This window comes from Halobacillus karajensis (assembly GCF_900108515.1).
GTDB classification, from domain to species: domain Bacteria; phylum Bacillota; class Bacilli; order Bacillales; family Halobacillaceae; genus Halobacillus; species Halobacillus karajensis.
This window is the reverse complement of sequence record NZ_FNWW01000001.1, coordinates 909,736-930,806: the sequence shown is the minus strand read 5'-3', so window position 1 is coordinate 930,806 and position 21,071 is coordinate 909,736. Positions and strand designations below refer to the sequence as shown.

Below are 21,071 nucleotides of genomic sequence, written 5' to 3'. Positions count from 1 at the left end.
CGAGAGGGAGTGAAGGATTTTATGAAAATGACCATGCGTTGGTTTGGGGAAGGAAACGACGGCGTCCAATTAAGACATATCAAACAAATCCCCGGAGTCGATGGTGTTGTCTGGGCACTACATGATGTTCCAGCGGGAGAAGAGTGGCCGATGGATAAAATCATGGAAGTTAAGGAGCAGGCCGATAAACATGGATTAAATATCGATGTGGTCGAAAGTGTAAATGTCCATGAGGATATCAAGTTAGGTCTTTCTACAAGAGATCAGTACATTGATAACTATATTAAAACGATAGAAAAGCTGGCGAGAGTTGGAGTGAAGGTCATTTGTTATAACTTCATGCCAGTATTTGACTGGACGCGAACGAATTTGTTTGAAGAAATGGATGACGGATCGACAGCCCTTTTCTTTGAAAAATCGAAAATCGAAGATATAGATCCTATGGAGCTTGTCACCAATATATCCGAAAACTCCGAGTATACAATGCCAGGCTGGGAGCCTGAACGCCTCGAACATTTAGCTGACTTGTTTGAAAAGTACAAGGGCGTTACAGAGGAAGACTTATGGTCAAATTTGCAATACTTCTTAGAAAGAGTTATTCCTGTCGCTAAAGAAAACGACATTAAAATGGGAATCCATCCCGATGATCCACCTTGGTCTGTATTTGGTTTGCCGAGGATTATGACCAATAAAGAAAATGTACAGCGATTTTTGAATTTAGTAGATGATCCTTACAATGGATTGACTTTATGCAGCGGCTCGTTAGGTGCCAATCCGAACAATAACGTACCTGAAATGGTTCGAGAATTCGCAGATAGAATCCATTTTGCTCACATAAGGAATGTAAAAACTTATGAAAATGGAGACTTTATCGAAACTTCCCACAGGACAAAAGACGGATCTGTCGATATTTATGAAGTCGTAAAAGCCTATCATGAAAGTGGATTTACTGGTTATGTGAGACCGGATCATGGCCGCCATATTTGGGATGAGATTTGCCGACCAGGCTATGGTCTCTATGACAGAGGTTTAGGCATTATGTATTTATGGGGGATATGGGATTCATTGGAGAGAAAAAAGGAGAATGACAAATGATTCTTAATGAGAATTTGAAAGGGAAGGTAGCTGTTGTCACAGGAGGAAGTGGTGTTCTTTGTGGAGAAATGGCAAGAGAACTAGGCAGACAGGGCGCCAAAGTGGCCATCTTAAACCGAAGAATTGAATCAGGGAAACAGGTAGAGCAGGATATTAAATCCCAAGGTGGCGAGGCATTGGCACTGTCATGTGATGTGCTGGATATTGAAAGCGTTCGCCAAGCTGAAGAAATTATTAAAGAAGAGTTCGGGGTTTGCGATATCCTCATTAATGGAGCGGGGGGGAATCACCCTGATGGCGCGACAGAGAACGAGAAGCTAAAAGAGGAGGACTTGGATAAAGAGGATTTATCCACTTTTTTCGATATGACAACAGAAGGATTCCAGTTTGTCTTTAATCTCAATCTTGTTGGAACGTTTATCCCGACACAAGTGTTCTCTAAAAAGATGATCAACCGCAAAGGGGCTACGATTATAAATATATCATCCATGAGTGCCCCTTCCCCGATGACAAAGGTACCTGCTTACAGTGCTGCTAAAGCAGGTATCAATAACTTCACTCAATGGCTAGCCGTTCATATGGCGGATGTAGGAATTCGAGTAAATGCCATTGCACCAGGATTTTTCCTTACTGAACAAAATCGAGCGTTACTTACCCATGAAGATGGTTCGTTAACAGAACGTTCGGATAAAATCATCACCCATACCCCATTACAACGTTTTGGTAAGCCCGAAGATTTGTTAGGTACATTAATATGGTTAGCTGACGACCAGATGTCTGGTTTTGTTACAGGTATTACGGTTCCTGTTGACGGTGGATTTCTAGCTTATTCAGGTGTATGAATGTAAAAAGAACGAAGGAAAAGGAGCGTATATGATGAATAACAATCATTTACTCGACCGTATGGTATCTTCGGGGATTGTGGCCGTCATCAGGAAAGTCGACCCAGAAAAAGTAAAGCCTCTTGTTGAAGCGTTTATAGATGGAGGAGTGACCGGTATAGAAATCACTATGGACTCCGAGGTTCCTCTTCAGGTCATTGCAGAAGTGAAAGAGGAGTTTGGAGATAAAGCCGTTATTGGCGCTGGGACGGTGATGAATAAGGAAGAAGCTGAAATGGCCATTTCAGCAGGTGCCGATTTCATATTCGCTCCCATCCTCTCTAAAGAGACCGTTGAATACACAAAAGAGCAAGACGTAATAATGATTCCTGGGGTATTCACCCCAACTGAAATGTACTTAGCTGATCAATGGGGAGCAGACATGGTGAAAATTTTCCCGGCCAACGTTCTTGGTCCAAAGTTTTTAAAGGATGTGAGCGGACCATTAAGCCATATACAAATGATGCCGACAGGAGGAGTAAACCTGGAAAATGTTCACTCCTTTATGGAGGCAGGTGCTGTAGCTGCTGGAATCGGAGGCTCTCTTGTTCATCGCTCCTTGATTGAACAGGAGGACTGGTCAGCGCTTCAAGAATTAGCAAAGAAATACGTCGAAAAAGCAGGACTCGTTAAAGTATAAGAAGATAATTGGTTACTTTCCTTTTCCACTATGGATGCATGAGGACAAAGTGGCTGTGTCTTCGTTTTCATTTTCATCCTTTACTTGATTCACCCCTATGGAATAGTGAGAATAAGTGGATGGAGTGGCCTTTCACTTGTATACTTTTATAGTAGGTGGGCGAACCGACTTAATAGGCGGAATATATGTAAAGAGATGGAGAGTTCAAATGAAAACGGTGACTATTTCCGATGTTGCTGCACAAGCAAAGGTATCAAAGAGCACAGTATCTCAGTTTTTAAATAAACGGTATGACTATATGGGAGACAAGACAAAGCAGCGAATAGAGCGGGCAATCGAAGAATTGGGTTATCAACCAAATATAGTAGCGCGAAGCCTTAAACAGAAGTCGACAAGAACGATTGGGGTGATTGTGGCTAATATCCTGCACAATTTCACAACAGAGGTAACGAGGGCAATAGAGGACGCGTGTATCAGCGCTGATTATCATACTATTATATGTAATGCTGATGATGATCCTGAAAAAGAAAAGCATTATATAGAAATGCTCCGGGCTAAACAAGTAGATGGTTTGATCATCTTCCCTACGGGAGGTAATCGGGATTTATATAAAAAAATGCTAAAGGATCGATACCCCGTGATTTTCCTGGACCGGAAAGTGGAAGACATCTCTATTTCGTCCGTATTATTAGATAATGAGATGGCCGCAGGACTTGCTATAGAGCACTTCATTCAAAAGGGTTACCAACGAATTGGTATGATCACAACTTCTATAATGCATCATATCACACCAAGGTTAGAGCGGATTAAGGGCTATGAAAAAGCCATTCGGAGGCATGGGCTTCCTTTTATTGAAGACTATGTAAAAAGCGCAGAACCTACGAATATTCAGCAAGTACTTGAGGATTTATTGGGCTTAGAAGAACCTCCTGAAGCAATCCTTGCTGGAAACGACCTTGTATTGATCGAATTATTGAAGTACGTAAAACAAAAGAATCTGCGAATTCCAGAAGAACTGGCTATCATAGGGATTGATGATGTATCCTTTGCCAGTTTTTACACGCCGGCGATTACTACTGTTGCCCAACCGACGTTTGAAATAGGGAAGATGGGTGCCGAAGCCTTACTGAATAAAATCCGAACGAAAAATACAGAAAATGAACTTTTCCATTACAGGTTCGAGCCCTGTCTGATGGTCAGAGATTCAGTATAAAGAGGACAATGAGGTAGAGTGAAGTTTAGGTGTATCGAGATCACTAATGAAACACAAACGCCGATGGCCGGGATTGAAATCGGCACCGTATGATGAAGGGGATGAGCCTCTTCTCCCATCCACTAGGAATAAAATCTAGCAAATGATTGTTTGTTCCTTCGGCCTGCTCTGGATATGGAAAGAATATATCCTGTGGCAGGTCTCTTATTTTGATGGGGAACCTTTTCTTTTGTTACCTACACGTTTTATGAGATAGGGTGGGGGAAAATTTCCGGCTTCAATATTCAGAATAGGGTGTTATTTTTGATAACAATCCTGTATAGTAGGAATTACATTTAAATACATTGTTTCTTATCCAGAAAGGTGGAGGGACTGGCCCGACGAAACCTTAGCAACAGACTTAGAGAAGTACTGTGCTAATTCCAGAAGCGATTGGCTTGTAGATAAGAAGAGAAATGATCTGTACGTTATTCAGCCCCTCTTCTTATTAGAAGAGGGGCTGTTTTTCGTTTTATTAGCATTAAATATCAAAAGGGAAGAAGGGATAAACATGTCCGTAGTAACAGAAAAGAATGTAAAGAGAGCACCATTTAAAGGCGATCATGTAGGTAGTTTCCTACGTCCAGAACGATTGAAAGCGGCTCGTAACAAACGAGCTAAGGGAGAAATCACAGAACAGGAATTACGCCAAGTGGAAGATGAAGAGATTGTTAAATTGGTAGAAAAGCAAAAAGAATCAGGACTGAAAGCTGTGACAGATGGAGATTTCCGACGCAGTTGGTGGCACTTTGATTTTCTTGAAGGTTTAGATGGTGTAGAAGGATATGAGGCGGAAAGTGGTTTGAAATTTGATGGAGTTGAAACGAAAGCACGCGGAATCAAAATTACCGGAAAAGTAGGATTTACCGATCATGTAATGGTGGAACACTTTCGATTTCTTAAAAGAATCGCCGGTGATGCAGTGGCTAAATTAACCATCCCGAGTCCGAATATGCTGTTATTTCGTGCGAAACGAGAAGAGGGAATTTATGAAAGTGATGAAGCCCTGGTAGAGGATTTGGTAGAGGCCTACCAAGGGTTTATTGAAAAAATCTATGAAGAAGGCTGCCGATATCTTCAGCTAGATGATACTTCATGGGCGACTTTCTTTTCAGAAGAAGGACGTGCCTCCATTGAAGAGAAAGGACAAAATCCAGAAAAAGCCGCTGAGCTGTGTGCTCGTACGGTTAATGAGTCGATTGCCAATAGGTCGGAGGATATGCTCGTCACGATGCATATTTGTCGTGGGAATTTCCGCTCCACATTCATGGCGAGCGGCAGCTATGAGGCGCTTTCGGAAACCATTTTTGGTGGGTTGGATGTTGATGGTTTATTCCTAGAGTTTGATGATGAGCGCTCAGGAGGATTTGAACCTCTCCGTCATGTGAACAGGACGGATCTGTTTGTTGTTCTTGGTTTAATCACCTCCAAATTCGGTGAATTGGAGGATCCAGAACGAGTGAAGGCACGTATACGTGAAGCTTCTGATTATGTGCCATTGGAGCAGCTATGTTTGAGTCCTCAATGTGGATTTGCCTCAACAGAAGAAGGAAATGAAATTACTGAAGACCAACAATGGGAGAAAGTCCGCCATGTCCTAAGCATTGCAGAGGATGTGTGGCAGGAAGGGTAAAGCTGCTGTGTGAAGGTTTTCCCTTCATAGAGGTGCATTTTTATGGTGGTGATGTTTCACTTTTGTTATAGTTGGTTATACAACTATAGGGTCTTTTTCTAAAGGAGGAATGAACACATGAAATCACTAGAAGATGCATTAAAACACAAAGTAGGCCTCGGCACAGCGCCTTTAGGAAATATGTTCCGTGATGTTCCTGAAGAAGAAGCACGGGAAACGATTCAAACTGCCTGGGATCAAGGCGTCCGCTATTTTGATACGGCCCCATTTTATGGAGCTGGTTTAGCGGAAATGCGTCTAGGCGATGTGTTATCACAATATAATAGGGACGACTATGTATTAAGTACTAAAGTCGGCCGTTATATGACTGAAGACACGGAGGAAAGTGAAGGCCTGTTTGAATATGGCCGTAACAATAAAGTCATTACCGATTACACAGAGGATGCAACGAAGAGATCGATTGAGCAAAGTCTGGAGCGTTTGAAAACAGACCGTTTAGATATGGTCTTCGTTCATGACGTTTCTTCTGATTTCCATGGAGATGAATGGGTGACGAAGTTCGATGAAGCGAGGAAAGGAGCCTTCCGAGTATTATCCCGTCTTCGTGAAGAAGGAGTCATCCGTTCCTGGGGACTAGGTGTCAATACAACCGAACCCATTGAAATCGCAATGGAGCTAGAGGAAACGAGACCGGATGTCTGCTTATCCGCCACGCAATATACCCTTCTCCAGCACGAGAGAGCCTTACAGCGAATGATGGCAAAAGCGGAAGAGAATGATGTGGATATTGTTGTTGGAGCCCCTTATAATTCTGGTGTCCTGCTTGGCGGAGATCACTTTAATTATGAAAAAGCTGGCGCCGATATTATTGGCAAAGTCAATCAATTGAAGGAAATCGGTCAAAAATACGATGTTCCATTAAAAGCAGCGGCCCTTCAATTCTCAACGGCCCACCCAGCTGTTAAATCCGTGATCCCTGGTTCAACACGCCCGGATCGAATTAAGGAAGACCTTGAAATGATTCAAAAAGACATCCCGAAAGAATTCTGGAACGAACTTGTAGACAGAGGATTTGTTTCTCCAACTGCCCCTCTGCCGTTTTAAAAAGGATAAAGACTAACAAACAAGCACTGGTTATGAACCAGTGCTTGTTTTTTGTGGAGGAGGGACGGATTGACAATCATCTCTGTTCAAAGATGAACGAATGGTCATCTTAATATAAAATGATCAGTAGTAGAAAGGGATTCTTTCGAGAACGAGGGGAGTTGTTCATGAACAGATTTTTAACCGCAGTATTCTCCAGTATATGCTTTGCAACCCTATTGGCAGTGGTATCATATGTACCTAGCACTCAGCGTGAACCGAATATTTATTATTTCAGTTTTTTAGAAACCTTTATCTTTGTCATTTTATATGCCGGGTCTGTTTTTATCCTTGCGGGAATCCCTCTTTCGATTTTGATAGATAAGTTAGTTGGAAGATATCGGAACCTTTCTAAATGGGCCCTTTACTTGGTTAAGTTAGGTGCTTATTCATTCACAGGTGTTGTAGTCGGACTTTTGTACTTTATAATGGTTTTCCAAAATTTCAAGGGAGTCATTTCTTTTTCACTGTATGGATGTTTAGCGTCCAATGTGTACTTTCATTTCCTTCTTTTATTAACTGACAGGAGAACGAAGGATTAGAATCCATGAACTAGCATAGATTCAAGCTATAATGAAGGTCCTCCGTGTCTATGAACATCGGGAAACCTATGATTTTTGTATCTGTTTCAGTTTTGAAAGGAGTTTCTTTTTTAGGGATGCAAAGGTATTTGGTCTCTTTTATAGAACATAAAGTTCAGGGTGATTATATAAATAGGAGATTACATGAGGATTTATCTATTTTAAGAAGCAGATAATAAAGTTAACGTAGATTTCCTTATGCCCGTGTATATAGAATGAGAACATTTAGGAGATGTGTCCCATGTTATTATTCCTTGAAGCCATTGTGTTGATTGTTGGAAGTTGGTATTGGTTTGTAATGAATAGGAAGAAAGAAGCCTCTCAAGCATTCCTTGTGGTTGTTCTCCTCTTGTTTCCATTTCTTTATTTTGTATGTGGACGGACCTATGCTGACTATACCCATAGCCAGGGGCTGCATTTACTGCTGCCGGAATAGGATATTTGATTTGATATTACTGAATAGCTTTATACAGAGAGTTAAATCATGGCCTGCACTGCCATCAAGCACAAACGGAGACCTCCTTTAGGCTTAGGTCGGCAAGTAGTTGGAAGGGGGGATAATTTGAGAAGCGTTTCTTATCACGTATTTTATATGTCCTTGATTCTTTTACTGTTTGGACTCGTGGGGTGTTCGGATAAGGAATGGGAAGAAAGTGGACAGTTTAAATCAGGCCCTTATCAGATGATTGGAGAAGAAGGCCGGTTGGGAATTATCTACAGTGGTGGGGAAATTACAAAATTTTATCCTGACAGACAACAAAAGTATATGTGGCACTTTTGGGGTGAGGAAGAGGAACTTGAAGGTGATTTGAAGGTAATCGGTACTTCCGAGGAAACAGGGAGGGAAGTGGTTGTTTTAGAGGATGTACCTATAGCTGTTAAGGAACATAATGGTGCAGATGCTTCTGCACCAACACTTATGTCATTGCCGAAGAGTGGGATGTGGAAGTTAGAGGCTTATATAGATGACACATTGCATGGTTCGGTTTATGTGCACGTACATGAAGAAGAATAACCGCTTGAGTCTCCTCTGTATCGCGATGGTTCCAAATAGTGAAGAAATCAGGAAATGATTATAGGAACTTTTAGACATTAATGATTTCAAAAATGAAAGAAGGGGTAGAATGAAGAACGAGAAAGAAGCGATTGTTAAGCAAACATATGAAAGGCTAATAGAAGCCTGGAATCAACGTGATGCGAAGGGGATGGCCCGATTATTTACGGAAAATGGGGAAAGTATAGGATTTGATGGAAGTCAGTCCAAAGGCCCTAAAGAAATTTATTCCCATCTCCGTCCGATATTTAAAGATCACCCGACGGCTCCGTTTGTGTCTAAAGTCAAAGAGGTAAGGTTTCTCGGTGATAATGTAGCTATTCTAAGAGCAATCGCAGGAATGATTCCACCGGGGGAATTGGATATTAAACCAGACGTTAACACTCACCATACCGTCGTGCTGCTTAACAACGGATGTGACTGGGAAATAGATCTGTTTCAGAACACACCCGCCCAGTTTCATGGAAGGCCGGAATTAGTGAAAAAGATGACAAATGAATTAAGGGGCTCCTTTAATGTTCCAATAAGCGGCGATTAGCTTAGTCGTCGTTTTTTTTATGGAATTTCACATTATAATTATCCTTGATGTATTGGAATTATACTAAATGGACCTTCCATTCTAGTTTTATAGACTTTTTTCTTGTCTGTGAAACTATTATACTATTTATTGGAATTAATCATCAGGAAGGGACAAATATGTATGAAACTACTTAGACGTTTACGTTGGCCGTCTTGGTTCATTATAACTTTGCTTGTTGTAGGAGTTGCCTGGTTTGGTCTGAGCGGGGGAGAGTCTAACAGCTCTGAAGCAATGGTTAAGGTGGAGCAAGAAGAGATGAGCCACTATCCCGGTCTTGATTTACAAACCAGGACCACTGAGTCAGATCTTTACACAACATCGATCAGCATTCCAAAGACGAAAAGTAATAAGATTAACCAAACCATTCAAGAATGGTTAGACAAACAAAAACAATCTTTTGTCCAGTCTATGAATGGAAAAGATAGCACCTCACAAGAGGATGTTCGCGGCCATTTAAATATTCAAGTGGATACGGAACAATGGGCCGAGAATAAGTATAGTCTGATACTTAGCTCTTACCAGTTTTCAGGAGGAGCAAATGGGAGTGAAACGGTGAAAACATTTGTGATGGATTTGGAAAAAGACCGTTTGATGAAACTCGAAGATGTGATGAAAACAGATGCCCCATCTATTAAAGCCATTCAAGCTAAGGTAGAAGAACAATTAAGAAATGACAAGGGTTTAGAGATGTATCTGATGGAGGATGACCTACAAAAGGCATTATCAGAACCATCTACCTGGAAATGGTCTCTGTCGAACGAAACCCTAACTCTATATTTTGATGAGTATGAAATTGCGGCAGGGGCCGCAGGACTTATTCAAGTGGATCTACCTTTAGAAAATATTCGAGATCAGCTGAAAAAGTCTATCATTGATGAAATGAAGCTGCCCAAGAAACCGGAATCTCCTCAAACAGAGAATAATCCTAATCCTCAAGTAGAACTGGATGATGATGCAAAGTATATCGCTTTAACTTTTGATGATGGACCGCATCCAGAAGTAACACCTGCCATCTTGCAAACCTTAAAAGAGCATGAGTCGATAGCTACCTTCTTTATGCTGGGAAGTCAAGTAGAGTATTATCCTGAAGTGGCTAAGCAGGTGGCTGAAGCTGGGCATGAGATTGGAAACCACTCGGAAAGCCATATGGATTTATCCCAGCTTAGTCCTGATAAGATTATTCAGGAGTTGGACCCATCCAGTGAAATCATTGAAGAAGTCACCGGCCAGAAGCCTAAGCTATTTCGTCCACCCTATGGTGCGGTGAGCGAAAGTGTAGAAACCGTTGCTAATGAAAGAGGGACGCCTATTATCAATTGGTCGATCGATTCATTAGATTGGCAAAGTTTAGATGCGGATTCGGTGATTGCGGAAGTGGAGAGGGGTGCTGCTTCCGGAGCAATTGTACTCATGCACGACATTCATAGGAGTACAGCTGCGGCCCTTCCTGAACTACTGGATAAGTTGGAAAAAGAGGGATATCAATTCGTGACTGTGTCTCAATTGCTTGAACTACAAGATAAAAACGGAATGGGACCCTATTACGGGAAAGTTCTCTGACAGAAAAGTGCAGCCTCTTTTAGCTGTGCTTTTTTGTTAACTACTGGTGCTGTTTTTTCATTTATATCATAGCCTTTGCGCTCACTTATTGACACGTTTCACCTACCCATTTCTCGTGCCAACACTTAGATCCTCTCCTTACTTTTTATTGAAAAAATTTCCACGTATCCGTTTGCAGGTGTTTACAAACCTAACTGACGAGGTATCTTTCCTACATACACTATAAGACAAAGGAGAATGCGCAATGGATATTCATCAACGACAGGTCGGTGGCCAGCCGAAACAAACCCAAGCAAAACAACCGGGAATAGAAGCTGAAATGGATCCCCTTCCCGTACAGCCGCTTGATTATAAAGGAAGCGAGAAGCTCCTAGACCAGGTTGCCCTCATTACAGGCGGAGACAGCGGGATTGGACGTGCGGTCGCAATTGCTTATGCAAAAGAAGGGGCTCATGTGGCGATGAACTATGTGAGCGGTGAAGAGAGCGATGCTGAACAGACGAAGGAATGGATCGAGCAGGAAGGTGTAAAGTGCCTCCTAGTCCCAGGTGATATTACCAAGGAAGAGACATGTAAGGAGCTAATTGATAAAACAGTGGATCACTTTGGCCAACTCGATATACTGGTAAACAACTCTGCGGTTCAATACCCGACCGATGATCTTCAGGACATTTCTTATGAACAATGGGACAAGACATTTAAAACAAATATCTACTCGATTTTTCATTTAACTAAATTTGCACTGCCACATTTAGAAGAAGGGAACTCCATCATTAACACAACTTCTGTTAACCCTTATAAAGGGAACCCTACCCTCATTGACTATACGGCAACAAAAGGAGCGATTGTTGGCTTTACCCGCAGTATGGCAGCCAATCTCGTAGAAAAAGGGATCCGTGTTAATATGGTGGCCCCGGGCCCAATCTGGACACCGCTGATTCCTGCCACATTTGATGAAGAAAAGGTTAGCGAGTTTGGTACCGACACGCCAATGAATCGCCCTGGACAGCCATCTGAGTTAGTGGGGCCTTATGTATTGTTAGCTTCCAAAGAAGGTTCTTATATGACTGGTCAATGTATTCATGTGAATGGTGGCCAGATTATGACGTCATAGAGAGCTGGGTCAATGACTTTTGAAGAATAGCAGGGCCTTAGGGGTCCTGCTTGATTATTGATCTATGAAATAGCAGACCATAAATTTTTTAAATTGAAATTTCATTTCCCGCTATGGTACCCCTGCATAATCGGGCACAGAATGTCGGGGGAACCCCCCAAACTCTTGCTATGGTAATAGTGAAGGAGGTCAGATGATGGATATGCTTAAGACCATGAATGAAGCCATGAACTATTTGGAAGAGACCCTAACTGAAACTATTGATTTCAAGAAGGTGGCAAGGGTAGCGCACTGCTCTGAATATCACTTTAAACGGATGTTTTCTTTCCTTGCCGGTATAACATTATCAGAATATATCCGCCGCAGACGCTTGAGTTTGGCTGCATTTGAACTTCACCATAGTAAAGTAAAAATCATAGATGTTGCGTTGAAATATGGCTATCATTCACCGGACTCGTTTACAAGAGCTTTTCAACATTTGCATGGGGTGACGCCCTCTGAAGCAAGAAATAGTGATCAACCATTAAAAGCTTATCCTCCAATGACCTTCCAATTATCAATAAGAGGAGGGAATGAAATGAACTACCGAATCGAACAAAAAGAGGCTTTCCGATTAGTGGGGATTATGAAAAGAGTGCCGATTGTGTTTGAGGGGGAAAATCCGGAGATTACGAAAATGTGGAAATCTTTAACGAAGGGGGAAGTGGATCGATTAAAGCAACTCTCCAATATTGAACCAAGAGGCATGGTTCAAGCATCTACAAACTTCTCAGAGGGACGGATGGAAGAAAAAGGGGAGCTTGATCAATATATCGGCGTGGCCACGACAAAAGAGATCACTGAGGATTTTACCGTACTAGAAGTGCCTTCCTTAACATGGGCGAAATTCGAATCAGACGGACCTTTTCCAAGTGCGCTGCAGGAAACGTGGGGCAGGATTTACTCCGAGTGGTTCCCATCTTCTAATTATCAAGTAGCCGAAGGGCCTGAAATGTTATCAATTAAAAGTGAAGACCTTTCCGCGCCATCGGTTAAAAGCGAGATTTGGATACCTGTTGTGAAAACTTCATAGGTGTATGTCCAAAGAAAAAAGACGTCATTTTTATAAAAAATGACGTCTTTCTCAATGGAGGCAGCTGCTATATTTAACCTACGCATACTCAGGAACGAGCGAGAGGAGAAGGTTGGAAGCTAGATTATCGATGATTGGTTAAAATCTCAAGGACATCGGCGACAAAAATATCCTGATCAATTTCCATTGCAATACGGACGCAATTGGGTCCAAAGCAATCGCTGGTGCCTGGCCGGAAGTCGGCGATACTTTCACCATAAGCAAATTCCCCTTGATGTTCAACGGTAACTTCCCGTTTTTTGTATTCAAATAAACCAGGAATATCAAGGGCAGCCATTAGAGCGGCTAGATCGTGCAGCGGGGTTCCCGTAATACCTGGTTCTAGTTGTTGATAGACTTCATAATAGAAATCTAAAATTGGTTTGATTAACTCTTCTAATGGGGAATCGGATCGAGAATCGATGAGATTCACTTCTCTTGGAGTCAATAAAGCTTCCCTTGTCACATTTAAAGGGACAACAGTAAGATTGGCCGTATGTTGACAAACGTAGTTAGCGGCAATCGGATCTCCAAAGAAATTCGCTTCTGCTACTTCGGTCGCATTGCCAGGTTCATTGAAAGCCCCGCCCATTAGATACGTTTCTTTTACGTCTGCCATCACTTCAGGGCTCAAATAATGAGCGATAGCTAGAGACGTGCATCGCCCCACATTCACAATGATAACCTCGTTACGGTTAGCTTTAATCAATTGGAAGAGCTTACTGAAATTCGTCCGATTGGCATAGCGTTCTTCCGGAATAGGTGGACGGACTGGACCGAGTCCTTCTGCGCCATGAATGTCAGGGAAAAAGACAGGATCATCCCCACTCAACGGGCGTGTAGCCCCAGCAATGACAGGAATATCCGTACGTTCCGCCAATTCCAATAAGTACTCAACATTCCTAAGTGCTTTTTCCCGGTCAATATTCCCATATCCACTGACCACCCCTATAAGGTCCACCTCAGGGTGCTTAAGAGCGTAAGTCAACGCTATCATATCGTCAATCCCAGTATCGGCAAATAAAATTACCTTTTTCATTTTCTCACCTCACCCTACTCTATGAACATATGATAGGTTTGCTTGTATGTTTGTCCGACGAAGATAACGAAAAGAAAATCCTGCCTATCTTGCGGCAGGGCATCTATGAAAAAAAGTAAAAGTTTTCATAGGAATCTGTTTCAATACATCTCTTATTCTATTCCTTGTGATCATCCATGTTTGACCTTTGCTCGCAAAAAGTTGGGACTAATTTTTTCTGGATAAATCAATAAATGGATCAAAAGAATCGACAACATTTAGTTAATTAGTTAATGTTTCCTATTGTGGGTATATATGATAGAAAATACAATTACCTCGGAGGGGTATATTCCAAAAGGAGGTCTACCGAATGAAGAAACTGTGGTTAGTTGTAACCTTGCTCACGTTTTCAGTATTCATTACTGCATGCTCAAATAGCGAGGGAGACGAAGAAACGAACACGAATGGAAATACGGAATCTAGTGAAGAGATGAATGAAGAAATGGATAATGAAAGCTCTGAATCAGGTGAGGAAACGGATCATTCTGATATGGATCATTCCAGTTCAGGTGAGGTACCTGAGGGGCTGGAAGAAGCTGATCAACCAACCTATGAAGTTGGAGAGACAGCCATCATACCCGATGGTCACATGTCTGGAATGGAAGGTGCGGAAGCTACGATTGCTGGTGCTTATGATACCGTCGCTTATGTGGTGTCATATGATCCGACCGATGGTGGTGAAAGAGTGACTGACCATAAATGGGTGATTCATGAAGAGATGGAAGAAGCCAGTGAGGAACCTTTCGAATCTGGTGATGAAGTCACGCTGGATGCCTCCCATATGGAAGGAATGGATGGGGCAACGGCGACCATTGAATCTGCTGAAGAGACAACGGTTTATATGGTCAACTTTGAGAACACAGAAAGTGGAGAAAAAGTAGAAAATCATAAGTGGGTAACCGAAAGTGAGTTACGTGCGGAATAGACTCAATGGATACTCGTATAAAAAAGGGAGGCAGGGAATTGGAATAACCTTGTCTTCTTTTTTAATTATCATTTCTAGAGCCAATCCTTCTGTTAAAGATCTCTAAACCTTTATTAATTGATATTTATCTAGATTGTGAAAGGTCACGAATAGGTGTTTATTGTCTATGAAACGCCTTTAAAAGCTGTGAATATGATTGCAGACACAGCATTAACTCCTGAAGTTGGTTTATCCAGAGAAAAATTAATTCTCGGTCATGGATAGAGGCCTAAACGATCCCTGGTATTTTTATTTTGATGCCCTGTGAGAGCAACCAGTCTTATTGTTTAAAGGAGTATTGAATCTTTCCCTTGCGCTTACTTATAATGGTAAAGAATGATACTTGTGGTAAAAGGAAAAGTTGGAGTATGACCGTCTTGACGACCATCTGAAGAAATTTCAGTAAATCTATTCTGGATGACTATTCGATCACGGAAATTTAAAAATCGAAGAGGGAGATGGGGAATTATGGGGAGTATTCAAAAGATCACCCCGAACTTTTGGTTTGATTATCAAGCGGAAGAAGCAGCAAAGTTCTATACTTCTATATTCCAGGATTCAGAAATTATCAAAGTCAGTCGATACATGAACGAAGGGAAGGAAATACATGGGAAGGACGAAGGGACGGTTATGACAGTCGATTTCCAATTGGAAGGTCAACGGTTTGTGGCGTTGAATGGAGGCCCGCAGTTTAAGTTTAATGAAGCAATTTCCTTTATCGTCCATTGCGCTAATCAAGAAGAGGTGGATTACTTTTGGGAAAAGCTGTCTGAAGGTGGAGATGAATCGGCACAGCAATGTGGATGGTTAAAGGACACATTCGGTGTATCCTGGCAAATTGTCCCTGATTCCCTGCAGGAGCTATTAAACCAACCGGACCCCGTTATATCCGAAAAAGTAATGAAGGCAATGTTACAAATGAAAAAAATTGATATCAATGCTTTGAAAGAAGTACAGAGCCGGAACTAAGGAGAGAGGAATAGTTAAAATAGAGTCGACGGAATAGTTCATAAGAAACGTCCAGAGTGAGAATCCCTCTGGACGTTTCTTGGTTATTCAGCTGCCTGTATGTTGTTTTTCTTTTTCAACAGCTTTCAATTTTTGACTGTCCTCTCCAGGTTGGTTCTTTTCTTGATCGTTATTCATTAAATCATTCGTGGCACTTTTGAATTCTTTCAATGTGCTACCAAAGGCTCGTCCTATTTCCGGAAGTTTTGAAGGACCAAAAATAATCAAAGCGATGACTAAAACAAGAATTAAACCAGGGATTCCAATATTGGTTAACATATATTCGCCTCCTGTTAGTGTTAAAGAATCGGCATACCGTGGCGCTCGAATGCGGCAGCTTCTAAATCAGACATGCCTTGGACTTCTGCAAAGGCAGAAAGATTGTCAGAAATCTTTGGTGCATAAGCGGCGGGGGGAGGGGCGTGCCCCATCAATCTTCTGCGTGCAGCATTTTTTCTAGCAAATGGCCCCCAGATCGCGAAGGTCATTCCAGGTGACTGTATATTGACAAAGAATGTCTGTCCATCCGAAGAGAATGTTGGCCCCGCTAACTCTGAATCACCAGATTTGTTTTCAGCGAAGACATAAGATTCGCCTTCAGGAGTCAATCCGATCACGCGATCTACCCCGCCTCCATCCTCCGCAATCCATAAATCTCCCCATGGAGTAATACAGATATTATCAGGCATTTCTAAGTCGTTTTGCGCCGTAGATTCATAGAAGAGCTCCAGCGTATTCGTTGCAGGAATATAGCGGTAGACTCTTCCTAATGCTTTTTCTCCAGCGGATGTATCGTCGAACCAGAATACGCCGCCTTCAAAATAGGCCCCTTCCAGACGGCTGAAGGCAATACATCCTTTTCTGCCTGCATCAAGGGTAGGTTTTTCAGGATCTACATCTTTCCACACAATGTCGAATTTCTTTCCTGTATGGAAATCACTTGTTTCATAGGAACTCATTTCTTCAATGGCTGCCGCCTGCAGCTGCCCTCCCTTTTGTAGGGCACCCATTTTTGGACTGCGGTCAACGGGAAGATAACGATATAAGTAACTAGGGCCCGCATCTTCTGTCAGATAGACGATCCCTGTTGCTGGATCAACGGCTGTGGCTTCATGAGAGAAAGCGCCCATTTCGCGAATAGGGGTTTTGGAAAGTTTGTTTTCGGGATCGTTCGGATCCACCTCAAACACATAGCCATGTCCTTCTTCCAAGGTCTCTTCGCAAGTCAGCCAAGTACCCCAAGGAGTTGCCCCGCCTGCACAGTTACGGATGGTCCCGGAAGAAGAGACATATTCTTTCCTCACTTTTCGGTCAGGCCCCACGACTAAAGAAGTAGTGCCGCCTGTTTCTTCTCTGCGGTAAGGGTTCTTCCCGATGACTGGGTATTTGGTATTTCCGCTAAGTTCATGGTTTCTTACTAGAATTGTAGAGTTATGGGGGCCTGCATAAGCGGCCATGCCATCAAACTTGGCAGGAATAGGCCTGCCGTCAGATAACTTTCCTCCTTCTTCAGAAATAATGCGGTACTGGAAGCCACGAGGGAGATCCATGACTCCCCCCGGATCTTTAACAAGCGGCCCATAGCCTCCCCTGGCTTTGTGATTTTTCGTTGTTCCGGCAAAAATTTTATCGTTACCTAAGGACATCAGCCCGCTAGTGCTCAGGGCCAACGCAGCTGTGCCGATACCGCCCGCTTTCAGAAAGTCTCTTCGATTCATCTGATTTTTATTCATTGCCTTTCCCTCCTATTAGGCTGCGCTTGATTGATCATAGTGAGAGGCGCGCCTTTTTTTGTAAGCGATGGTCGAGCATGTAATGCTGATTTCATATAACAACAACAAAGGTAAGATAACAAGAACATCTGATAGAAAGTCAGGTGGTGTAATGAGTACGGATACGACAATCAGCAAAAAATAGGAAACCTTTCTCGACTTCTTCAATTTAGCTGGATCCAAAATTCCTAGGACCGTGAGAAAAACGATGACTAAAGGCATTTCAAACAGCAGTCCAAACGGGACAGTCATATGCAGCATGAAACGAAAATACTTTTCCGCTGTGAACAGCGTTTCAAACTGGCCGGCTGATAGGGAGATCAGAAAGTTCAAGACGATCGGAAAAAGAAAGAAATATCCAAAGGCAATTCCGAAAACGAACAAAAAGAATAGAGCTGGGATAAAGCGTAAGGTAACTTTTCTTTCCGATGGACTTAGGCCAGGAGCGACAAACCGCCAAATTTGATAGGCAGCAACGGGGATGGTTGCTGCTAAAGAGAGGACAGCCGCAATCATTAAATAAACCCATAAGATTTCGCTCGGTCCGAGAACCGCAAGCTTCATATCTAGATCTTTGATCAACCACTTATAGATCGGTTTGACAAAACCAAGTGCGGCAATAAGGAAACCGATAAAAGCGAGAATGGTTTTCATTGCCCTGCTCCGTAACTCTTCCAAGTGACTGATCAGCTGTAGGTTACGTTCTTCCACTGCATCTGCCTCCTTGATGTCGAACAGGAACCCTGTCTAACGTTTGATCGTTTGTTTCTGCTTGTTACTTTGCGTTTGTTTATGGTGAGCACGGGTGTGAGCTTTATGACGGTCTTCTTCTACTTCCGAAGACTTCTGTTTCCCTTGAGGAACGGCGGATGTAGATACTTCCTTTAATCCCTCAGCGTCTTTTTCATAAACAAACGATGCTCTGGTAGAAACATCAGCTCCAGGTTTGGTGACAAATGGAACCACACGATAATCCGTTCTCCATTGACTTGGAGTAACATGGCAGCGAACATAGCCGCGGTAATCATTGAAAAATTTAATATGTTCGTTTTGATTAAGGATACGGTCTGTATCGGCACGCTTGTCTGCCCCATTCCCTCCAGAAGTGATTGATGTACCGACAAACTCCGCTCCAAGCACTTGGGAGGCTGGATCATCAAAATCTGATAGGATGTTGGAAGCCCAGTTGGCGTGCACATCCCCTGTCAGCACAATCAAGTTATCCATGCCTTTTTTGCTCGCCGGTTCGGTTATGCGCTCTCTAGCAGGAGTATAGCCATCCCAGCCATCCATGCTATACAAAGGCTCATCAGGGCTTGGACCGTAATTTCTTTTAGCGAAAAAGATTTGCTGGGCAAGGATGTTCCAGGATGTATGGGATTTTTCCATTTGATCGATCACCCAGGCTTCCTGCTCATCGCCTAACAATGTACGAGTGGGGTCCAATGACTCCTCTGTTTGAGGGGAACTCTTATCTCCGTTTGCTTGATCAGATCGATACTGACGGGTATCAAGGACCATGAAATTCGCTAAGTTTCCATAATTGAACTGGCGGTATAGCTGCATGTCAGGGCCATGAGGCATGGAGGACTTTCTTAATGGCATGTGTTCATAGTAAGCCTGATAAGCAGCAACCCGACGTTTGACGAATGCTTCCACAGATTGGCCTTTTTCAGGAATCAAATCTGCATAATTATTTTCGACTTCATGGTCATCCCATGTGACCACCCAAGGAAAAGCTGCATGGGCCTCTTGTAAATCCTTGTCTGAACGATACTGTGCATGACGGTTCCGATAATCTTCGAGTGTCCTGATTTCCGGCCCTTTATGTGTCCTGACGTTTCCAGTGCCGGAAACATACTCGTCTGGGCCATATTCATAGATGTAATCCCCTAAATGAAAGACGAGGTCAAGGTCCTCTTTTGCCATATGTTTGTAGGCGGTATAGTAGCCATGCTCATACTGTTGACAAGAAGCAAAGGCAAAAGTAAGGCTGGCCACATCTGAATGTTGAGCGGGAAGGGTTTTGGTTTTGCCGATCGGACTGAAATCATTCCCTACTTTGAAGCGGTAATAGTAAACGGTATTGGCTTCCAGGTTGTCTACTTCTGCATGTACAGAGTGAGCTAGTGCCGGACTGGCAACTTCGGTGCCACGCTGAACAATATGGCGGAAATGTTCATCTTTGGCCATTTCCCATTTTACGGGGATGTTTCGATCAGCCATCCCCCCACCATTCAGAGGATCTGTGGCTAAACGCGTCCACAATACGACACTATCAGGAAGCGGATCTCCGGAAGCAACGCCAAGCAAAAACGGGTACTCCTGAAATTCTACTTCATCTGCAGAGACAGTCAGACCACCCATGGATTGAGCGATGACCATTCCCAAAGAAACACCGGCGACTTTCCCTGCACCTTGAAGGAAACTTCGTCGATCAATTCCCTTATGTAAGGTATCTTCATTAAGCTTTTGAATCCAATCCTGCATAGAGTTCTCCTTTTTCATTTGATCGGCTCCTTTTCACGAAATGTAATGAATGCAACAGTTTTCATTATAGAGAGCCTTTTTTAATTTGTTGTAAATAGATGTAAATAAAGGATGGAATTGGAGGGGTGTTTACACCTAGGAAAAAGTGATTGTTCATGGTGTGAAAAAGGATAAAATCAGGGGGCATTCAACAACTTTCATCATTTTTTCTTGGGACATTTTTCTCATTTTTCTTTGCATTGGGAAAAAGAAAACTTAATAATAGAATGAACGGGAGGAAATCTCTCTGAGAGCCGTGTTTCTTCTCAATGAGCATTCATATTTTTTATTTAGGAATTCCGTTGATTCTAGGTGGCTAATGGAAGTCAGGGAATGGATAAGTTTGAAACAGGAGAGAGTACTTCTTCGTGTAGGTTTATAACATGTACTAAGGAGTGATTTCTTCTTAGACTTTTTTCTATTTGGTTTAAGGGTTTTCAACTCTTGTTTTTATTGGGCACCATATTGGATAATGTTGGTATATTAAGAAGTAACGTTAAGGTGTTTTTTATAAAAAGGGGGCAGGACATGAAAGTTAGATTAAGTGACTATACCGAAGACTGGAAACGGATGTTTGAAGAAGAGGCAGAAATTCTGAAAACGATTTTTTGGGGAGGAAATTATCTCGTTTGAACATTTTGGCAGTACCTCCGTCCCCGGTATGAAGGCGAAGCCTGTCATCGATATGATGTGTATCGTAAAGGATATCGAAATAATAGACACCTACAAAGATAAAATGCGATCACTGAATTATGATGTCGCTGGGGAGTGGGGAATTAAAGGAAGAAGGTTGTTTCGCAAAGGTGAAGAAAAAAGGACCCACCATCTTCACTTTTATCAATTCGATTATCCAGAAATTGAACGTCATTTAGTGTTGCGTGACTATCTTCTTACCCACCCGACAGCAGCAAATCAATATAGTCAGTTTAAAGAAAAGTTAGCCAATAAGTACGAATTCACGAAGGATTACAGTCCAGCTAAGAAAGCATTTGTTTCAGAATTAGAGAAAAAAGCAATCCATTGGTATCAAAGTAAGGGATAACTTCTTCATAATTATGATCAGATTTATAAAAGAG

General features: G+C 42.4%; 19 protein-coding genes, 1 pseudogene and 1 riboswitch. Of the genes and pseudogenes, 15 read left to right on the top strand and 5 right to left on the bottom strand.

Annotated elements, in window-relative coordinates:
* The first annotated feature begins 21 nt into the window (after positions 1-21).
* The 12 genes from uxuA (at position 22) to BLW54_RS04240 (ending at position 12,605) form a co-directional block, all read left to right on the top strand.
* Complete coding sequence (uxuA, locus tag BLW54_RS04300; RefSeq protein WP_035507786.1) at positions 22-1,095, top strand: mannonate dehydratase; 1,074 nt, start codon at positions 22-24, stop codon at positions 1,093-1,095.
* Positions 1,092-1,937, top strand: a complete 846-nt coding sequence (locus BLW54_RS04295; protein WP_074733309.1) for an SDR family oxidoreductase — start codon at positions 1,092-1,094, stop codon at positions 1,935-1,937. Before uxuA ends, BLW54_RS04295 begins: the two co-directional genes overlap by 4 nt.
* Positions 1,938-1,968: 31 nt before the next feature.
* Positions 1,969-2,616, top strand: coding sequence for a bifunctional 4-hydroxy-2-oxoglutarate aldolase/2-dehydro-3-deoxy-phosphogluconate aldolase (locus BLW54_RS04290; RefSeq protein WP_244153472.1), 648 nt, complete (start codon positions 1,969-1,971; stop codon positions 2,614-2,616).
* A gap of 208 nt (positions 2,617-2,824) precedes the next feature.
* Positions 2,825-3,829: a LacI family DNA-binding transcriptional regulator gene (locus BLW54_RS04285; protein WP_074733307.1), complete on the top strand. Its 1,005-nt coding sequence runs from the start codon at positions 2,825-2,827 to the stop codon at positions 3,827-3,829.
* Between the two features lie 348 nt (positions 3,830-4,177).
* Positions 4,178-4,279: riboswitch (SAM riboswitch) on the top strand.
* Between the two features lie 100 nt (positions 4,280-4,379).
* Positions 4,380-5,501 (top strand): 5-methyltetrahydropteroyltriglutamate--homocysteine S-methyltransferase, encoded by a 1,122-nt coding sequence (locus tag BLW54_RS04280; protein WP_074733392.1) that lies wholly within the window; start codon positions 4,380-4,382, stop codon positions 5,499-5,501.
* Positions 5,502-5,618: 117 nt separating this feature from the next.
* Positions 5,619-6,605 (top strand): aldo/keto reductase, encoded by a 987-nt coding sequence (locus tag BLW54_RS04275; RefSeq protein WP_074733306.1) that lies wholly within the window; start codon positions 5,619-5,621, stop codon positions 6,603-6,605.
* Positions 6,606-7,466: 861 nt separating this feature from the next.
* A complete protein-coding gene (locus BLW54_RS04265) occupies positions 7,467-7,661 on the top strand; it encodes a hypothetical protein (protein WP_035507207.1) in 195 nt (64 codons plus the stop codon).
* A 126-nt stretch (positions 7,662-7,787) separates the two neighbouring features.
* The gene (locus BLW54_RS04260; protein WP_244153471.1) at positions 7,788-8,240 is read left to right on the top strand and encodes a DUF4871 domain-containing protein; all 453 of its coding nucleotides are present in this window, start codon (positions 7,788-7,790) and stop codon (positions 8,238-8,240) included.
* Between the two features lie 109 nt (positions 8,241-8,349).
* Complete coding sequence (locus tag BLW54_RS04255) at positions 8,350-8,817, top strand: SgcJ/EcaC family oxidoreductase (protein ID WP_074733304.1); 468 nt, start codon at positions 8,350-8,352, stop codon at positions 8,815-8,817.
* A 162-nt stretch (positions 8,818-8,979) separates the two neighbouring features.
* On the top strand, positions 8,980-10,419 hold the full coding sequence (locus BLW54_RS04250) for a polysaccharide deacetylase family protein (protein ID WP_074733303.1): 1,440 nt from the start codon (positions 8,980-8,982) through the stop codon (positions 10,417-10,419).
* Positions 10,420-10,663: 244 nt separating this feature from the next.
* Positions 10,664-11,533: an SDR family oxidoreductase gene (locus BLW54_RS04245; RefSeq protein WP_074733302.1), complete on the top strand. Its 870-nt coding sequence runs from the start codon at positions 10,664-10,666 to the stop codon at positions 11,531-11,533.
* 196 nt (positions 11,534-11,729) lie between these two features.
* Positions 11,730-12,605 (top strand): AraC family transcriptional regulator, encoded by an 876-nt coding sequence (locus BLW54_RS04240; protein ID WP_074733301.1) that lies wholly within the window; start codon positions 11,730-11,732, stop codon positions 12,603-12,605.
* 124 nt (positions 12,606-12,729) lie between these two features.
* Here the strand turns inward: BLW54_RS04240 and BLW54_RS04235 are convergent, their stop codons facing one another.
* Positions 12,730-13,683 (bottom strand): nucleoside hydrolase, encoded by a 954-nt coding sequence (locus BLW54_RS04235; protein WP_035507196.1) that lies wholly within the window; start codon positions 13,681-13,683, stop codon positions 12,730-12,732.
* 349 nt (positions 13,684-14,032) lie between these two features.
* Here BLW54_RS04235 and BLW54_RS04230 point away from each other — a divergent pair, with 349 nt between their 5' ends.
* On the top strand, positions 14,033-14,647 hold the full coding sequence (locus BLW54_RS04230; protein WP_074733300.1) for a YdhK family protein: 615 nt from the start codon (positions 14,033-14,035) through the stop codon (positions 14,645-14,647).
* Between the two features lie 507 nt (positions 14,648-15,154).
* On the top strand, positions 15,155-15,655 hold the full coding sequence (locus tag BLW54_RS04225; protein ID WP_035507193.1) for a VOC family protein: 501 nt from the start codon (positions 15,155-15,157) through the stop codon (positions 15,653-15,655).
* An 87-nt stretch (positions 15,656-15,742) separates the two neighbouring features.
* Here BLW54_RS04225 and BLW54_RS04220 read toward each other — a convergent pair whose 3' ends face one another.
* Genes BLW54_RS04220 through phoD form a run of 4 tightly spaced genes read right to left on the bottom strand, consistent with a single transcriptional unit; the run spans position 15,743 to position 19,974 of the window.
* Positions 15,743-15,973 (bottom strand): twin-arginine translocase TatA/TatE family subunit, encoded by a 231-nt coding sequence (locus BLW54_RS04220; protein WP_035507191.1) that lies wholly within the window; start codon positions 15,971-15,973, stop codon positions 15,743-15,745.
* 20 nt (positions 15,974-15,993) lie between these two features.
* Positions 15,994-17,427: an alkaline phosphatase PhoX gene (locus BLW54_RS04215; protein WP_035507190.1), complete on the bottom strand. Its 1,434-nt coding sequence runs from the start codon at positions 17,425-17,427 to the stop codon at positions 15,994-15,996.
* Between the two features lie 15 nt (positions 17,428-17,442).
* The gene (gene tatC / locus BLW54_RS04210) at positions 17,443-18,177 is read right to left on the bottom strand and encodes a twin-arginine translocase subunit TatC (protein WP_035507188.1); all 735 of its coding nucleotides are present in this window, start codon (positions 18,175-18,177) and stop codon (positions 17,443-17,445) included.
* 36 nt (positions 18,178-18,213) lie between these two features.
* Positions 18,214-19,974 carry an alkaline phosphatase PhoD gene (phoD, locus tag BLW54_RS04205; RefSeq protein WP_074733299.1) on the bottom strand — a complete coding sequence of 587 codons (1,761 nt, stop codon included), beginning with the start codon at positions 19,972-19,974 and terminating at the stop codon, positions 18,214-18,216.
* A gap of 549 nt (positions 19,975-20,523) precedes the next feature.
* Here phoD and BLW54_RS04200 point away from each other — a divergent pair.
* Positions 20,524-21,037, top strand: a pseudogene (locus tag BLW54_RS04200) (GrpB family protein).
* The last annotated feature ends 34 nt before the right edge of the window (positions 21,038-21,071 follow it).

Bases quoted from the DNA above. Each gene is read 5' to 3' on its own strand.
- BLW54_RS04295 (WP_074733309.1), top strand. From the start codon at position 1,092: ATGATTCTTAATGAGAATTTGAAAGGGAAGGTAGCTGTTGTCACAGGA.
- BLW54_RS04250 (WP_074733303.1), top strand. From the start codon at position 8,980: ATGAAACTACTTAGACGTTTACGTTGGCCGTCTTGGTTCATTATAACT.
- uxuA (WP_035507786.1), top strand. From the start codon at position 22: ATGAAAATGACCATGCGTTGGTTTGGGGAAGGAAACGACGGCGTCCAA.
- BLW54_RS04235 (WP_035507196.1), bottom strand. From the start codon at position 13,683: ATGAAAAAGGTAATTTTATTTGCCGATACTGGGATTGACGATATGATA.
- BLW54_RS04275 (WP_074733306.1), top strand. From the start codon at position 5,619: ATGAAATCACTAGAAGATGCATTAAAACACAAAGTAGGCCTCGGCACA.
- BLW54_RS04220 (WP_035507191.1), bottom strand. From the start codon at position 15,973: ATGTTAACCAATATTGGAATCCCTGGTTTAATTCTTGTTTTAGTCATC.
- BLW54_RS04240 (WP_074733301.1), top strand. From the start codon at position 11,730: ATGGATATGCTTAAGACCATGAATGAAGCCATGAACTATTTGGAAGAG.
- BLW54_RS04230 (WP_074733300.1), top strand. From the start codon at position 14,033: ATGAAGAAACTGTGGTTAGTTGTAACCTTGCTCACGTTTTCAGTATTC.
- BLW54_RS04265 (WP_035507207.1), top strand. From the start codon at position 7,467: ATGTTATTATTCCTTGAAGCCATTGTGTTGATTGTTGGAAGTTGGTAT.
- BLW54_RS04225 (WP_035507193.1), top strand. From the start codon at position 15,155: ATGGGGAGTATTCAAAAGATCACCCCGAACTTTTGGTTTGATTATCAA.
- BLW54_RS04245 (WP_074733302.1), top strand. From the start codon at position 10,664: ATGGATATTCATCAACGACAGGTCGGTGGCCAGCCGAAACAAACCCAA.
- BLW54_RS04255 (WP_074733304.1), top strand. From the start codon at position 8,350: ATGAAGAACGAGAAAGAAGCGATTGTTAAGCAAACATATGAAAGGCTA.
- BLW54_RS04215 (WP_035507190.1), bottom strand. From the start codon at position 17,427: ATGAATAAAAATCAGATGAATCGAAGAGACTTTCTGAAAGCGGGCGGT.
- phoD (WP_074733299.1), bottom strand. From the start codon at position 19,974: ATGAAAAAGGAGAACTCTATGCAGGATTGGATTCAAAAGCTTAATGAA.
- BLW54_RS04290 (WP_244153472.1), top strand. From the start codon at position 1,969: ATGATGAATAACAATCATTTACTCGACCGTATGGTATCTTCGGGGATT.
- BLW54_RS04280 (WP_074733392.1), top strand. From the start codon at position 4,380: ATGTCCGTAGTAACAGAAAAGAATGTAAAGAGAGCACCATTTAAAGGC.
- BLW54_RS04285 (WP_074733307.1), top strand. From the start codon at position 2,825: ATGAAAACGGTGACTATTTCCGATGTTGCTGCACAAGCAAAGGTATCA.